Source organism: Brevundimonas sp. ABV4_179 (assembly GCF_056311945.1).
In genome coordinates this window covers 421,096-436,088 of sequence record NZ_CM149976.1, presented here as the reverse complement: position 1 = coordinate 436,088, position 14,993 = coordinate 421,096, and the positions used below count along the sequence as shown (strand labels likewise).

Here is a 14,993-nt window from a genome sequence, read left to right as displayed (position 1 = left end):
CGGCTGGAGGCCATCAGCGTTGCGGCCGGATGCCGTTCAGCACCAGGTCAATCGCGCGGTCTGCCGCCTGATCGTCTCCCGGGGCGTGGCGCGCAACTCCGGCCACCATCCGGATGATCAGGATCACGTCTGTCATCGTCAGGCCGGGCCGGACCCGACCGGCTTGGAGCGCATCAGCCAAAGGTTGCTCCAACGCGGCCTGTATATCTCTCTGGCGTTGCCGAAGTTCCGGGTTGTCCGGGGCGATCGCACGCCAGGCGTCGGCGAGCACCGCCGAGCCAGAGCTCGCAAGTCCCACTTCCTTGATCATGGTGATCAGGGCGTCGTCCGGTCTGCCGGAGCGGGGCGCCAGGACCGGGGCGATCTCCCGATCAAACAGGGCCAGGAGCAGCGCTGTCCGGTGCGGAAAATGACGGTAGAGCGTCGCCCGACCAACGCCGGCTGCTTCGACAACCGCATCCAGGGCGACATCTACGCCATGAGTGGCGAAGACCTTTGCGGCCGCATCCATTAATGCAGCCCGGTGGCGGACCACATCGCTGCGCATCTGACGAATCTGGGACATCGAGTCTCATATGGACAACTGTGTCCGGTTGGTCAATGGTCCATCGGCTTGCTGCATATGTCTTGTCGATATCGTCCGGCCGCGGTGCTGGCGCGCTGTCCGGCAAGTGCACCGCGGCAGTTGAGCCGGTGGGCGAAGTGAGTTTGACTGGAACGATGAATACGCACCGCCTCAGGGCTGCCGTCCTCAGCATGCTTGGCGTTCTGGTGCTGGGAGCGTGCGGCACCCTGCCAAGGGGCACCGCGCCGATCCGACTGGCGGACACTGCCCTGAGCCGCGGCGTTGATCCCCGTCTCAACCTGGAAGACGCAGCCGCCCGGGAGGCGCTCGGGGCGGCGATGGACCGGGCTGTGCGGGCACACGGTCAGGCGTCCACAATCCTCGCCATCTCGGGCGGCGGCGCTGACGGGGCATACGGCGCGGGCGTCCTGACAGGCTGGAGCGAGCGGGGAGATCGTCCGGCGTTCGACCTCGTCACAGGCGTCAGCACCGGCGCCCTCACAGCGCCCTTCGCTTTCCTTGGCAGCGATTGGGACGACGAGCTCCGGGCTGCATACACCGGCGGCCAGACCGAAGGGCTCGTAAGCTGGCGCAGCCTGAGCGCTCTGACCGCGCCCAGTCTGTTGAGTCCCCGCATTCTGTCCGACCTGGTGAACACGCACGTCACGCCTGAGCTCTTGAGGCGCGTCGCCGAAGAGCATGCGAGAGGCCGGCGCCTCCTTGTGGTGACGACGAACCTGGACGCGGAAGCGGCGGTCGTCTGGGACATGGGGCAGATCGCGACGCAGGGCGATGCCAATGCCCTCGCGCTGTTCCGTGAGGTTCTGCTTGCCTCAGCCAGCATTCCCGGCGTCTTCCCCCCGGTGCTGATCGCCACGGTCCAGACGGACGGAACCATCGTGCGTGGGATGCACGTAGATGGGGGCGTCACGGTTCCTTTCCTGGCGAGCCCGGGCGGGCCGGTCACGGCGGCGCTGGAGCGCTCTGGCAGGGACAACGGAGCTGCAGGTCGCGTCTTCATCATCATCAACGGTCAGGCGGAGCGGCAGTATGCGGTGACATCCGGCCGCATCTCCGCAATCCTCGGCCGCGCCTACATCACGTCGAGCAAGGCGGCCACGGCCCGCGAACTCGCCGCCGCGGTCACATTCGCCGGCGCGAACCACCTCGATTTGTTCATCACGGACATCCCGACGGAGGCTGAATCGTCGAGCCTCGATTTCGACCAGGCCGCCATGACCTCGCTGTTCGAACTTGGTCATCTTAGAGGGCTGGAAGGAGATGCCTGGCGGGCGCCCCGCGCCGGCGAAGCCGGTGGCGAGGGTGTTCCCGTCGAGTAGCCCCGGGGGCTGCTGGATGGCGTAGACGCCAGCACCCACGATTGGGTTCGGGCGGAGCAGAGCTGATCTAGGTGAACCGAGGGCCGTGCGCCTGCATCTGGGCGAACAGCCTGCGCCAGAGGTGATCTCGTGCGATCTGTAACCTCGATGGCCTAAAGAAGCAGCGAGGCAGTGATTGTTACAATCACACTCACGTAACACATTGTTTTTGCAGTGCGTTCCTCCAGACTACGAATCTGAGGGTCGGGCGTTCGAATCGCTCCGGGTGCGCCATTTCTCTTCCCAACGTCGATAAGTTGCCTAACACCTTGAAGGGCAACGACGTTTGTGGAGTTCGAAAACCTTCTTGACGGCTGTATCTCAGATTGCCGGAGAAGGTCAGTTTTAGGGTGGCCCGCTTGTCCTCAAGGCGGTCTGACTTCCAAAGATTCCAAGGGCTTGCGAGAAACACCATCGCCGTTCGAAAAGTTTGGTCATAGTCTCGGATAGGCGCTCCGCATTTCGCGATATTTTCGCTCAGAATGAGCTTCCGATTTTCAAGCTCTTCGAGTCGGCGTTCGAGCGCAGCAGCTACCGTCTGGCTCTCGCTCTCGACAATCCGATCAACGAGGGCTGTCACCTTCTTCTCGATGTCAGCAAGCTCGCGCTTCAACACAGTCTTGCGCTCACCACTTCGCGCCCTCTGCCCGTCCCACACGTCGCGGAAAACGGCTGAGGCAAGATCAAACAGCTCCCGAGCTGGCGTCAGAGATCGCAGCAGCTCGACGAAGGCGTTCTCGACCTTGTCGCGAGCGATGGACTTACCTTTGCTCACGCAGCCAGGCTGACGGCACAGGTAGTACGGATAGGACCGGAACTCTCCCTTCGACCAGTTAGCCGTCAACGCGTGGCCGCAGTCGTCACAGGCGATGAAGCCGCGAAGCGGAAAATCCTCGTTGAGGTCCACACGAGCCGGAGCTCTTGGCTTCCCGAGCAAGCGCTCCTGAACCCGCTCGAAAGTTTCCAGATCAACCAGCGCCTCGTGCTGCCCTTTACGACGCGACACCTTCCAGCGAGGCACTTCGATATAACCAGCGAAGATCGGCTGCGTGAGAATTTGGCGAACGCGCTCGTGCCGGACGACGTTATGCCTCGTGCGCGGAAACTCGGGATGGGACTCGAAGAAACGCTTCACCTCACCGATCGAGGCGAGCCGCCCGCTGGCAAAGGCGTGAAAGGCCTCCTGTATGATCGTCGCGAGAGGCTCGGACCGAACGAGCATCTTGCCGCCGTTCGGGGCACGTCCGTATGTGTAGCCCCACGGAGCCTGAAACACCCAATATCCATTCAGCACTCGCGAGTGCATCCGGTGGAGGGTTTGCTCCCCATTCTTCTGGCGTTGATGCTGTGAAACGCTCGCGAGCAGATGCTCGACGAGCTGACTGTCTGAATCCTCTTTGAACTCGATCGAGGGCGACTCCAGAATGCCCCCAGCCGAGCCGATGTCGGCGCGGAGCCGCAGATGGGCTTCAAGGCCACGAGCCAAGCGGCTGATGTCGTCGATGATGACGACGAGCTGAGATTTCCGGTGAGCCCGCAGATAGGCGAGCATGTCCTTCATGCCGGGACGCCCCACGACGCTTCCCGACATATCGTCTTTGAAGACCTTCACCACGGAATGACCGCGATACTTCGCGTATTCGCGGCATCGCGTTTCCTGGCTGGCAAGGCCGTCGCCCCGTGTCGTCTGTTTCGTGGAGCTTACCCGGCAATAGATTACAGCTTGTTTTTCGCTCGCTCTCGACACGTCTCCGCCCTCTTCACGGCTCTAATCCCGCAGCCTGACCTTCAGTCAAAGCGGGAGAGATTGGTTGTTTCTCATCTGTCGGAAGATTACCACGCGCAGCACCAGCGCGGAAAGAGTCTACAAGACGGCTTCCCACCGATATTTGTACAGGATCGTTACTGAAAGAGATGTCCACGAAGGCTTGCATGATACCGTGGACGACTCGAATGACGTCGTCCTTTTGTCCGTCGTCGATATCCATGCTGCCGATGATCTCGCGATACCGAGCGATGTCATCTGGCGATAAATGAGTCTGCGTCGCCATATCTAACCACCATCACGAAGATGCTCCACAAAGCATCGTGAAAGTGTTTCTCTAGGTTAGACCGTTCGAGCAGTTGGGAGAAAGCTCCCCCGAACTTTCAAACATGCAGACATATTCTTTCGAACCGAAATGACTGCTTATAACTATTATACATAACTGTTGCAGAAATGCAACTTTACTTCATGCCTGTGTGGAGGTCGCGCACATCGCGCATCTGCCGCGCCCACGGCTCGACTTCATAGAACGGTACACTTTCCGCGACGAGCAGCCGAGGCATGGAAGCGACCCGAAGGAGATGCTCGTCCTCCTGAAGGCCGAGGATATTCTCGCTCTGCAAGACGAAGCGCTTCTGCTCACCGAGATTAGTCCCGGCCACCTCCACTGGTCCGCCGCTATGGCTCACAGCCTTCATCAACACCGTCGCATTGCCGGACCAGAGCTGAAGGTCGCGGATCAGGTCCGGCTCCTTCACGTTCTTCATGGTGATGACCGCCGCCTGATCCTCAAACTCTTTCACCGCCTCCCGCGACCATTTCTCAGCCATGGAAAAGCGCCCCTGCGCGAAGAACCAAAGCTGAATGCCTTTGCCACGATAGAGGCGCAGCGCCTTCATGATCGCAGGCGCTGGCGGCAGTTGAGGAAACTCGTCGAGCAGGAAGGTCGTCCGCAGCGGCCCGGCTTCTTTGGCGATCGTCTCGATTGCGTAGTTGAGCACAAGGCTCACCCAAGGCGCAGCGACGCCGATCTTGTCGGACGGCACCATCAGATAGACCGAGTGCGGCTCGTGCTTCAGGCGCGAAAAATCGAAAGTATGAGCGCTGGTCGAGCGCTCGAACGCCTTGCCGGGCTCGAAAGATTCTAACGCCTCGATCGCATCGGCTTTGTAAGCCTCGTACTGCTTGGGCGCTTTCGCATAGGTGCGCTCGAACGCGCCCGCTTTGCGTTCAATCGCCTCCACGCCGCAGGACGACATCATGGCGTAGGCCGCACTCGTCGCATGATGGTCTGCGTTCACAAACCGCCAGAGACCGGAAAGCGAGCAGAGCTCCGGCTCGAACAGAGCCAGATACTCCATCCTCATCGCAAGAAGGCGGAGCGCACCTTTGCGGACCCAGGCATCGTCTCCCGGCTTCACCGGAGGCGGCAGCAATATCTGCGCGATCTCATTCGCCTCGCTGTCGATCGATCCGCCTGCGTTGACGATATCGAGCAGGATTTGAAGCGGGTTGATAGGCGTGTCTGGCACCCCCCTCATGCCGAAAGGATTGAGGAAAATGCACCTTGTGCCGAGCGTCGCGGCGCGATGCTCGGCAGATGCATATTGGTTCTCGCCATCCTTCACGTCGATGATGACCAAGCTTCGATCACGAACATGCGCCATGTTCGGAAGCAGCAAATCGCGGCCCTTACCGCCGCCCGTTCGCAGATAGGTGAGCATCGGCCCGTCCCCCGCGAAGAATATCGGCCTACCCTCGAACGCGCCGAGAAAAAGACCCCGACGATCGTACAACCCGGCCTTTGCAACATCGGCAGCGTCCGCCAGCCTGGAATCGCCAAGGCGTCCGCTCGGTCGAGCGGACGCCATTTCTGCTTCAGCCTCGTCAGCGCGTCGCTGCGCCTCTCGCTCGCGATCCATTCGGACCGATTGGTGATGCATGGCCATGAAGCCCTGCATCCCGGTCATGAACGGATTACGGCGCATTAGCGCGTCGTCTCGGACGCCTCGCCCAGGGTAGGCGGAGGCGGCAACACGATCGGCTTCAGAGCGGCGAACTCCTGTTGAAGCTCACCGACTGGCTTGAGTCCGGTGTCCCAGCCCTCGACATCAATGGTGACGCCCTGCGTCGCCGCAGCCGTCAGCTCATTCGAAAGCTGGGCGCTCAGGTTGTCGGCGTAACCCAGGGCCGCCGCTCCTGCTCCGGGTTCCAGCGTCTCCGCCACACGACCGAAGAAGCGCGTCCAGTTTACGATCGCGACGTCGGTCGCTTGCGTCGATTGCGTCTGGCTCATTCGCGCCGCGACATACTGACTTTGGATGCGGGCCGTCGCTTCCGCCATGATCCGCCCCCGATCATAGGTCGCCTGATAGTTCGCGAGAACGCCTTGGTTCAGCGCTCGATACTGCTCAAGCTGCTGATCGACGCTCAGCTTCGCTTCCGCCAGCCACACCTCGTATCGGGCCTGCTGCGTCAGCTCCGCCGCCTTCACGGCAGAGCTGACCCTCGCATCGTATGTCCCCATCAGGGTCGAAGGCTTGAACGCGCCGGGAGCCATGGCCTCCGCGCCGAAGAACACGGCCCCGGCCAGGACGAATGTCGACGCCGTTTTAGCGATGTCGGGGAGGACGAAGCGGCGACGCTTTTGATACCGCACGAGATGACGACCGCTTTCGTCCTCTGGCCTTGGTTGCGGGTTTGATCCCTCCGCCGACCCGGATGCCGAGTAATCGATTTGGTACTTCATGCCCTGATCCTTTCTTAGGGTTCAGAACACTGAAGTCCATCTCATGCTTGTTTGTGGGAGAAACGCTATCACCTCGAACATCGCGAGAAGCAATCAGCATTGTCACACGCGACCAGAACTTGCCAGATGCAGCGCCTTCCAAAATCCCAGACAGGACACGCATCGCATCAACGCGAGAAACGCCGACAAGAATCCTGGCGGCGCGTTGGCGATACTTGCCAAAGCTGTTCGGCCCGCTTTCATCAGGCGCTCGCTCCGGCTCGCCCCATGACTCGAGAAGGCCCGAAAGGATCAGACACAGGACGATCAGGCGAATGCGGGCCAGAACGCGCTTTTGCGGCGACTGCTTCCACGACTGATCTTTCAGCTTGAGGAAGTCACTGACCCACCTGAACGAACCCTCGTTTCCGAAGGCTTCATCCACGTCTACCGAGCGGATGTCGAAGCGATCGCCGGAGGAATGAGTGACCTTGCCCCTGTATTCGTAGAGCGTGTCTGCGATCCAGTCGGGGATGCTTCGGCGCGGGATATCCAGTGAAGCAAGCAGAGAGGCAATGCGACGAAGGAAGGACGCGCTTAGAAGGACATGGTCCGGCGGGATGACGATGGATGTCATGGCGCTTTTCCGAACCTCCTGCATAGAATGTGGGCGTCATACCCGCGCTCACAATAGGAAGCGTCCGGTCTGCTATGGGCAAAAGTCAGTAAGAAAGCCGGGCTTACGCTGACCGCAAGATGTGCGTGTAACTACACGCTCACTTGCCAAGGGGGCCCGCTGCGCGCCCCCGTTGGATCCCCCCGGCCTATGGCGCTCACCTCAACCCACTCCCTTCAGTCGGGGTTTCGGCTACGCGCCATCGCATCGTTTGGCCGATGCATCACCAGTCAGCAGAGCCTTCGAGCTCCCCCGACACCCCCATGACCGAGGCGCTTTCGCGACGCCTCTGGACACCGATCGACCATGCGTATGCCGCCATGGACCTGCACCAAGTTTTCGCACTTGGAGACGAGCAAAGGGCGTTCCTGCCCTTGTGCAATCCGTGACCAACCGTCCGCCGATTGGATGCCGTCAGCGCTTCCGTCGCTGAACCCGGCGAGGAGTTTCGGCTCCTCGACCTTCGACCAGACTATGCAGCCTGGACCGCTCTAATATCAGAGAGTCTTGTTGGCACCGATCGCGATAGCCGAGAGGTCAGCCGAAACGTCAACAGGCTGTCCCGCCTCCTTCCGCTCGGAATACCGATCTACAAGCGTGTCAGCATGCGTCCGGGTCAGGACCGTGAAACGAACCAATTCCTCCATCACGTCCACGATGCGATCGTAATACGAGGATGGCTTCATACGGCCTGCCTCGTCGAATTCCGTGAAGGCTTTGGCGACGCTCGACTGGTTAGGGATCGTAATCATCCTCATCCAGCGCCCCAGCAGCCGCAGCGTGTTCACGGCATTAAAGCTCTGCGATCCACCCGAGACCTGCATGACGGCGAGGGTCCGCCCTTGCGTCGGGCGCATGCCGCCGATGCTAAGCGGCAGGTGATCTATCTGAGCCTTCATGATCCCCGAGACCTGGCCGTGACGTTCGGGGCTGCACCACACCATGCCTTCAGACCAAAACGCATGCTCGCGCAGTTCATGAACAGCCGGATGATCGTCGCCGTTCACCTGGTCGGGCAGCGGCAAATCACGGGGGTCGAATATCCGGGTCTCGCAGCCCATCAGGCGCAGCAGCCTCGCCGCCTCTTCAACCGCGAGACGCGAGAACGACCTCTCTCTAAGCGAGCCATACAGCAGGAGTATGCGCGGCGGCGGCTGATCTGGACCGAGGCCAAGTCCGGGGCGCTGATGCAGAAACGCGGGATCGAGCGCCGGCAGATGATCGGGGTCTGGAAGCTCTCTTAATCGGGTGTAAGTCGCGGGCATCAGCAGGCCTCCTTCGGCAGCGTTGTTCCGAAGTAGCGGCGGCCCAAACGGAGCGCGACAGACACCAGAATTATGAGTACGGGAACCTCAACCAGCGGACCGATCACCGCAGCGAAGGCGACAGGCGACGCAAGCCCGAAGGCTGCAATCGCCACAGCGATTGCGAGCTCGAAATTGTTCGAGGCCGCCGTGAATGCGAGCGCGGTCGTTCGCGGATAATCAGCTTCGATGAGCCTCCCCATGAGGAAGCTGATGACGAACATCACCACGAAATAGATGACGAGCGGTACGGCGATCCGCAGAGCGTCGAGGGGCAGCGCTACAACGTCACCGCCCTTAAGGCTGAACATCGCGACGATCGTGAAGAGCAGCGCGATTAGCGTCACAGGGCCAATGCGCGGCAGAAAACTCTTCTCGTACCATTCAGACCCACGGCGAGCGATCAGGACGCGCCGCGTCAGAAATCCGCCGAGGAATGGCAGACCGAGATAGACGAGCACAGCTCCAGCGATCGTCAGGAAGCTCACATCGACGACGTTGCCCTCAAGCCCGAAGAGTGGAGGCAGCACCCTCAGGAAGAGCCACGCATAGGCGCTGAAAAACACAATCTGGAAGATCGAGTTGAAGGCGACGAGCCCGGCGACATACTGATTGTCGCCGCGGGCGAGCTGGTTCCAGACCAGAACCATCGCGATGCATCGCGCCAGGCCAATCAGAATGACCCCCGTCATGTATTCCGGGTAGTCACGAAGAAAGAGCACCGCGAGGGCGAACATCAGAACCGGGCCGATAATCCAGTTCTGAACCAGCGACAGGGCGAGCACCTTCTTGTCGGCAAAGACGCGGTGAAGCTCTTCGTATTTCACCCTCGCAAGCGGTGGGTACATCATCAGCACCAGACCGATTGCGATGGGAATGTTGGTCGTGCCGACCGACATGCTGTCGAGTAGCTGCGGCAGGCCGGGGATGAAGACGCCCAGCGTTACGCCCAGTGCCATCGCGGCGAAAATCCAGAATGTCAGATAGCGATCGAGAAAGGAAAGTCGCGGCTTGGCCGCTGGCGAGTTGGTCATGCGACCCTCCGTCCAGCTTCATCAATCACCACTTCGCCGTCCTCTTTAGCGAACGGCTTCCAGTTACCCTCTGGAAGCAGATCGAGAACCGCCTCGGAAGGGCGGCAGAGCTTCACGCCTTTTGGGGCGACCACGATAGGCCGATTGAGAAGGATCGGATGAGCCTCGATCGCATCAAGCAGTTCGCTATCGGTCTTGCCCTCGTCGCCAAGCCCGAGCTCAGCGAAAGGGGTTCCTTTCTCCCTGAGCACGTCACGGATAGGAACCCCCATCCGGCGAACGAGCGCTTTGACCATTTCACGCGTCGGCGGAGTCTTCAGGTACTCGATCACATGAGGCTCGATGCCGACATGCCGGATGAGCGCGAGCGTGTTCCGGGACGTGCCGCATGCAGGGTTATGATAGATCACGATATCGGTGTCGTTCAGCAGCATGGCAGCACCTCTTTCAGGAAGGGTTCGCACTGATCGGCCGCGCCGCCGCAGCAATCCGCAACCAGATAGAGGACAAGCGATCGCACCTGATCGATATCGACCCGATAGGTGATCGTCCGTCCGTCGCGGGCTGAGAAAACAAGGCCCGATCGCTCCAGCACGGCGAGATGCGTCGAAAGCGTACTCGCCGGGAGGCCTGTGGCTTTTGCCACCTCACCCGCGATCAAGCCTTGCGGCTCGTGCTTGATAAGAAGCCTGAACACGTCGAGGCGGCTCGACTGTCCAAGGGCGGCAAACGCCTGTAGAGCGGATTCATTCTGCATGATTCGACTATTCCAGAAATATCGAATTATTGCAAGGCACGGCTTCCAGCTATGCCTTCACTGCAAGCAGATCAGACAGCCGCGTCGTGTAGCAGGGAGAGAGACTGCTCCGCCGCATGGACCAGCCCGCCTCGCGAGCGACCGCGCCCGGTCGCAAAGTACCTCTCCCAAATCGACTATTCACAGCATCAAGTGCGGTCATGAGCGCTTTCGATTTTTCTGGATCACGAGACGCGAAGAGATCGCCGATCGGCAGCTCGTCAGGTTTGTAGAGATCAATCAGCACAACCCCGGCCTTGGCGTAGCGATACCCGTTCCTCCACAGCCCGCGAGCGGCTCTCGTCGCCGCCCCGATCAAAGCGAAAGCGTCTGCGGTCGGCTCAACATCGAAAGCGGCCTGGTTCGAGTACCAAGGATCGCCATTGAATTCGTTTGTCCGCATGAAGACCTGCATCGCCCCCGCCTTCAGGCCGAAGCGTCGCAGCTTTTCGGCTGCGCGTGTGGTGTAGGCGGCGACTGCCTCGCGCATCTCGTCCCAATCTGTCACCGCCCGTCCAAAGCTTCTGGTACACGCGATGCTTTTTCGGCTCGGCGGAGCCTCACTGAAAGGGATGCACGATATCCCGCGCAACTCGGCATGGGTGCGCTGCCCGGTCACGGTCAGCATGTCCCGCACCTGCTCGGCATCAAGCGCGACCAAATCCGCAACGCTCTCTACGCCGAGCTTCCTCAGCTTCGCCACAGAAGCTGGACCCATCCCCCAGACTTCCGAAACAGGTAGCGTCGGGTAGATCAAAGCGCGGGCATCTGCCGTCGATAGATCGGTCACCCCCGGCCCATTCCGGTCGCCCTTCGCGACCTTGTTCGCGAGTTTGGCAATCGTCTTTGTCGGGCCTATCCCCACGCAGGTCGGTATTTTGGCGATGCGTCTCACGCGAGCCCTTAGCTCCACGCTCAAGCTTACGAGGTCCATCGGGAGTCCCTCGAAATCGAGGAACATCTCATCGATCGAGTACGGCTCGACACGCGGTACGCTCGACGCAAGCACGTCGAACATTCGACGGCTCATGTCGCCATACAAAACATAATTGGAGCTCTTCCAGACGACCGACTTCAGCTCGGGACGTTTTGCGACCAGATGAAACGGATCGCCCATCTTGAGACCAAGGTCTTTGGCCTCATTCGTGCGGGCAATCACGCATCCGTCGTTGTTGGAGAGAACGACCACTGGCTTCCCGGCCAGCTTGGGATCGAAGGCTCGCTCGCAGGAGCAGTAGAAGCTGTTGCCGTCGATGAGCGCAAACATCGCTACACCCCGACCCGCACGAGGGCAGAGATGATCGCCCATATCTCGACGTCTTCAGCGACGGCCACCGCGTCGCCTGACGACGGCCTCAGCCACCAAGCCTCATCTTTGAGCGTGAGAGTGGCGAGCATCACTTCGCCCTGAAGGAAGGCGACGCAGACCTTGCCCGAAACGGGCTCTGCCGCCGCGTTCGCAATCAGAATGTCTCCGGCGTGGATGCCTCGCGAGCGCAGCTCATGTCCATGAACACGCACCGGGTAGAGGCCCGGTCGTCGAAGATCGAGCAGTGCAGCCAGATCGACGACTGGCTCTACATAGTCCTGTGCCGGGCTTTGAAAGCCCGTCGTGTCGTCCCCTTGATATGTTCCCATCTTAGGAACATAACAGGAACGTCGCCGATTTTGGTATAGGACCGTATTCCTATCCACAGCGTAGGCTGTTGGACCCCTTAAACGCGGGGACAACCGATACGCGCATCTGGAAAAGCTGGACGATCAGTGTTCTAGTTCTGAAATGAGCGAAGACACTGGATTCTTAGGCTGGATCGACAGGCAACCCGACTGGGCTCGCGACGCCCTGCGCCGACATGCTCAGTCCCCCGGTCACGGCATTAGCGCGGATGATCGCGCCCAAGTCGAGGCGCGAGTTCGTGTCGCCGGAGGCTTTCCAACAGAGACCGCGCTCGATCATGTGCATCTGTCAAAAGATCATCTGACCTTCGGGCCGATCGCAGGGCCTCGGTCGCTTTTGTGCTCCCTCGGTCCAGTGACAAACCTCGGGCGCATTGCTCCCGATCAAAAGCTTTCATTCGCGACTGACGGCATCACGCTCATCTATGGCGACAATGGCAGCGGGAAGAGCGGCTATTGCCGCATCACGAAAAAGGTCTGTCGCAGCCTTTCGAGCGATCGTCTTCAGGGCGACGTGTTCAAAGAAGGACAGAAGCCACCCGCGACGGCTCTAATCCGATATCTACCCGACGGCGCAGAAAAGCCGATTGACGCTCCGTGGACTGACGGCGAGCCGTCTCCCGAAGCCGTCCGAAGCATATCGGTTTTTGATACCCGAAACGCACATCTTTATGTCGGCCAAGAAAACCGCATCGGTTTTCTGCCCGCAGAAATTTCGCTGCTCGAACGACACGCCGCGCACCGCCGTGAGATGACGGATACGTTCACGCAAGAAAAGCGGGCACTGGAAGCCAAGTGTAGAGTGGCTCTCCCTGTGGGCTATGCGCCGGATGGCCCTGTCGCGAAGCTCTTCCCCCGTCTGACGACCACCGCGAAAAACCTGCCAACAGAGGAAGAGATCACGGCCCTCGCGGAGTTCACAGACGCGCATGAGGCCGAGCTGGAAGAGCTGACCAAGTCGCTGGCAGAAGACCCCGTCGCACTTGCCAAGCGGACGGAGCGGGCACTGAAACTGGTCGAGCGGTTTGCCGAGATCACAGGCTCGCTCGAAGCGGGCCTCTCCGCTGATGCCGCAGCCTCCATTAAAGCGAAGCATCGGGCGAATTCGGACGCAGTGAAAGCGGCTGAAATCGCCGCCGCTGGTGAGTTTGCGGAAGAACCCCTGAAGGACGTAGGCAAAGGCCCGTGGAGCCTGATGTACGCCCATGCTCAGTCATACATCACCTCGATAGGCTTCGAAGACCTTCCGACCTCCGAAGGCGACCCATGCGCCTTTTGCCAGCAGCCGCTTGGGGCAGAGGCAGCAGCGAGGCTTCAGCGATTCAGATCCTTTGTTTCAGATGAAGCAGCCAAGGCGGCAGCGAGCGCGTCCGAAGCTCTGAAGACTGCCCGCAGCGAGATTGAAGCGCTCAACCTGCCGGATGCGAAGACCGTCGAGGAAGCGCTCACGGATTATGGCTCAATGTCAGCTGCCAGGTTGGCGCTGAAGGGCAGAATGCTCGCACTTCTCGAAGCAGCAGGCGTCAGACGCGCGTCGCTTCTCGCGGCTTCGGAAGCTGCGGAGTTTGACGCAGCACCGGAGCTTCCTGCCTCTCTCGAACATGACCTGTCGGCGGAAGTCGCAGCACTGACAGCCCAGGCCGAAGAGCTCAACGACAGCGCTGCGCTAGATACGCAGCGGGCAGCTAGTCAGAAACGGGTTGTTGAGCTTGGCGACAGCAAATGGCTGAAGTCCGTTCTCCCGACCGTCCTTGAGCGCCTCACCGACCTGACCGCTCTGAAACGGACGCTGGAGTGCGTTAAGCTCGTGGGAACAGGCCAGCTCTCTACGCACATCACCAATGTACGTCGCGCAATCGTCTCTTCGGGGCTGGGAACACGCATCAAGGCAGAAATCGACGCGCTCGACCTCGGACATATGCCTTTCGAGGTCAATGATCGCAGCTCAGACGGCAACAGCCTTTTCGAGGTGAAGATCAAGGCAGCGATCGGCCAGCCTGCAAACACCGATATCCTCAGCGAAGGCGAACAGCGGGCCCTAGCTCTTGCCTGCTTCCTTGCCGAGGTTGGAGCGGACGAAGCCAACCATGGGCTTGTCTTCGATGACCCCGTGTCTTCCTTGGATCACCTGCGTATCAGACGGGTCGCCTCCCGCCTTGTTGCGGAAGCCGCCAAAGGCAAGCAGGTCATCGTCTTCACTCACAATCTGCTCTTCTACAACGAGATGCTCTCTCTCGCGAACGAGGCAAATATCCCGACCGCTCGACGTGAAATCTCGAAGACGAGCGCCGAAGGCTTCGGCCTTGTCACCGATGAATCCGAGCCTTGGTCGAGCCGAAAAGTGCGAGATCGCATCAACAAAGTTCTGCGGCCCAAGGCCGAGGCGCTTGCGGCCCGCACCGACACAGACGTGGAAGCGTATCGGGTTGCCGTCAAGGATTTCTACGCCCTGCTCCGCGAAACATGGGAGCGGCTGGTTGAAGAGATTCTTCTCGGCAGAGTCGTCGAGCGCTACAGCTCGGCTGTCCAAACGCAGAGCCTGCGAAACGTCATCGTTGGAGACGACGACCACAAGACCGTCTTCGTGAATATGAAGCGCGTCTCGAAATATTCAGGTCACGATCAGGCTGGCGCAGACCAGCTGCCGCTTCCCAAGAAGGATGAAATTCTGAAAGAGATCGATGCAATCGACGAGTACAACAAGCTGCTCGTGAAGCGGAACGACGCGACCGCCAAAGATCGCCGTGAAAGGCTGGAACAGCCACCCGCTGCTAAGGTGGCGTAGGTTAAGCTCTATGCATCGCCCTGGCAAATGGATCGGGCGCAAGTTGCTTAACGCCGACGAGTTGGCGGACTGGGCTCGTCAGCAGGGCTTTGACGACCTCGTGCCGTCTGGGTGGCATGTCACGACCGGATGGGCGCAGAAGGATCATTGCGAGGTGATTTCATCGCCACTAACGCTACGCTCAGATGCTCATCGAACAATCGCAAATTTCGGCGGGCTTGTCGTGCTTCGACTCAGATCACGAATCCTCGTTGGTGAATGTCGCAGCATCGCCCTCAGGGACG

The 14,993-nt window shown here is 60.2% G+C and carries 14 protein-coding genes; 2 read left to right on the top strand and 12 right to left on the bottom strand.

The features are described from left to right. Positions 1-13 precede the first annotated feature (13 nt). A complete protein-coding gene (locus ACYX4P_RS02105) occupies positions 14-565 on the bottom strand; it encodes a TetR/AcrR family transcriptional regulator (protein ID WP_312571839.1) in 552 nt (183 codons plus the stop codon). A 155-nt stretch (positions 566-720) separates the two neighbouring features. Here ACYX4P_RS02105 and ACYX4P_RS02100 point away from each other — a divergent pair, with 155 nt between their 5' ends. Then, on the top strand, positions 721-1,905 hold the full coding sequence (locus ACYX4P_RS02100; RefSeq protein ID WP_312571838.1) for a patatin-like phospholipase family protein: 1,185 nt from the start codon (positions 721-723) through the stop codon (positions 1,903-1,905). 190 nt (positions 1,906-2,095) lie between these two features. On the opposite strand, the gene ACYX4P_RS02095 is transcribed toward ACYX4P_RS02100, so the two are convergent. The 11 genes from ACYX4P_RS02095 to ACYX4P_RS02045 form a co-directional block, all read right to left on the bottom strand. Then, positions 2,096-3,691, bottom strand: a complete 1,596-nt coding sequence (locus ACYX4P_RS02095) for a recombinase family protein (protein WP_476070184.1) — start codon at positions 3,689-3,691, stop codon at positions 2,096-2,098. Between the two features lie 13 nt (positions 3,692-3,704). Then, positions 3,705-3,995: a hypothetical protein gene (locus tag ACYX4P_RS02090; protein ID WP_139149987.1), complete on the bottom strand. Its 291-nt coding sequence runs from the start codon at positions 3,993-3,995 to the stop codon at positions 3,705-3,707. Between the two features lie 175 nt (positions 3,996-4,170). Continuing rightward, positions 4,171-5,697 (bottom strand): type IV secretory system conjugative DNA transfer family protein, encoded by a 1,527-nt coding sequence (locus ACYX4P_RS02085; protein ID WP_081331682.1) that lies wholly within the window; start codon positions 5,695-5,697, stop codon positions 4,171-4,173. Beyond that, the gene (locus ACYX4P_RS02080) at positions 5,697-6,290 is read right to left on the bottom strand and encodes a hypothetical protein (protein WP_476070183.1); all 594 of its coding nucleotides are present in this window, start codon (positions 6,288-6,290) and stop codon (positions 5,697-5,699) included. Before ACYX4P_RS02080 ends, ACYX4P_RS02085 begins: the two co-directional genes overlap by 1 nt. A 31-nt stretch (positions 6,291-6,321) precedes the next feature. Continuing rightward, positions 6,322-7,074, bottom strand: coding sequence for a hypothetical protein (locus ACYX4P_RS02075; protein WP_170828676.1), 753 nt, complete (start codon positions 7,072-7,074; stop codon positions 6,322-6,324). 536 nt (positions 7,075-7,610) lie between these two features. Further along, on the bottom strand, positions 7,611-8,378 hold the full coding sequence (arsH, locus tag ACYX4P_RS02070; protein ID WP_069336956.1) for an arsenical resistance protein ArsH: 768 nt from the start codon (positions 8,376-8,378) through the stop codon (positions 7,611-7,613). Beyond that, entirely contained in the window at positions 8,378-9,451 is a 1,074-nt protein-coding gene (gene arsB, locus ACYX4P_RS02065) for an ACR3 family arsenite efflux transporter (protein WP_069336957.1), read from the bottom strand. Before arsB ends, arsH begins: the two co-directional genes overlap by 1 nt. Further along, positions 9,448-9,885 carry an arsenate reductase (glutaredoxin) gene (gene arsC, locus ACYX4P_RS02060; RefSeq protein ID WP_069336958.1) on the bottom strand — a complete coding sequence of 146 codons (438 nt, stop codon included), beginning with the start codon at positions 9,883-9,885 and terminating at the stop codon, positions 9,448-9,450. Before arsC ends, arsB begins: the two co-directional genes overlap by 4 nt. Then, entirely contained in the window at positions 9,876-10,208 is a 333-nt protein-coding gene (locus tag ACYX4P_RS02055) for an ArsR/SmtB family transcription factor (protein ID WP_069336959.1), read from the bottom strand. Before ACYX4P_RS02055 ends, arsC begins: the two co-directional genes overlap by 10 nt. Positions 10,209-10,257: 49 nt before the next feature. Beyond that, positions 10,258-11,514, bottom strand: a complete 1,257-nt coding sequence (locus tag ACYX4P_RS02050; RefSeq protein WP_069336960.1) for a Y-family DNA polymerase — start codon at positions 11,512-11,514, stop codon at positions 10,258-10,260. 2 nt (positions 11,515-11,516) lie between these two features. Beyond that, entirely contained in the window at positions 11,517-11,885 is a 369-nt protein-coding gene (locus tag ACYX4P_RS02045) for a LexA family protein (protein ID WP_069336961.1), read from the bottom strand. A gap of 142 nt (positions 11,886-12,027) precedes the next feature. Between ACYX4P_RS02045 and ACYX4P_RS02040 the strand changes: the two genes are divergently transcribed. After that, on the top strand, positions 12,028-14,709 hold the full coding sequence (locus ACYX4P_RS02040; protein WP_069336962.1) for an AAA family ATPase: 2,682 nt from the start codon (positions 12,028-12,030) through the stop codon (positions 14,707-14,709). The last annotated feature ends 284 nt before the right edge of the window (positions 14,710-14,993 follow it).

Bases quoted from the DNA above. Each gene is read 5' to 3' on its own strand.
- ACYX4P_RS02105 (WP_312571839.1), bottom strand. From the start codon at position 565: ATGTCCCAGATTCGTCAGATGCGCAGCGATGTGGTCCGCCACCGGGCT.
- ACYX4P_RS02100 (WP_312571838.1), top strand. From the start codon at position 721: ATGAATACGCACCGCCTCAGGGCTGCCGTCCTCAGCATGCTTGGCGTT.
- ACYX4P_RS02090 (WP_139149987.1), bottom strand. From the start codon at position 3,995: ATGGCGACGCAGACTCATTTATCGCCAGATGACATCGCTCGGTATCGC.
- ACYX4P_RS02085 (WP_081331682.1), bottom strand. From the start codon at position 5,697: ATGCGCCGTAATCCGTTCATGACCGGGATGCAGGGCTTCATGGCCATG.
- ACYX4P_RS02075 (WP_170828676.1), bottom strand. From the start codon at position 7,074: ATGACATCCATCGTCATCCCGCCGGACCATGTCCTTCTAAGCGCGTCC.
- arsH (WP_069336956.1), bottom strand. From the start codon at position 8,378: ATGCCCGCGACTTACACCCGATTAAGAGAGCTTCCAGACCCCGATCAT.
- arsB (WP_069336957.1), bottom strand. From the start codon at position 9,451: ATGACCAACTCGCCAGCGGCCAAGCCGCGACTTTCCTTTCTCGATCGC.
- arsC (WP_069336958.1), bottom strand. From the start codon at position 9,885: ATGCTGCTGAACGACACCGATATCGTGATCTATCATAACCCTGCATGC.
- ACYX4P_RS02055 (WP_069336959.1), bottom strand. From the start codon at position 10,208: ATGCAGAATGAATCCGCTCTACAGGCGTTTGCCGCCCTTGGACAGTCG.
- ACYX4P_RS02050 (WP_069336960.1), bottom strand. From the start codon at position 11,514: ATGTTTGCGCTCATCGACGGCAACAGCTTCTACTGCTCCTGCGAGCGA.
- ACYX4P_RS02045 (WP_069336961.1), bottom strand. From the start codon at position 11,885: ATGGGAACATATCAAGGGGACGACACGACGGGCTTTCAAAGCCCGGCA.
- ACYX4P_RS02040 (WP_069336962.1), top strand. From the start codon at position 12,028: ATGAGCGAAGACACTGGATTCTTAGGCTGGATCGACAGGCAACCCGAC.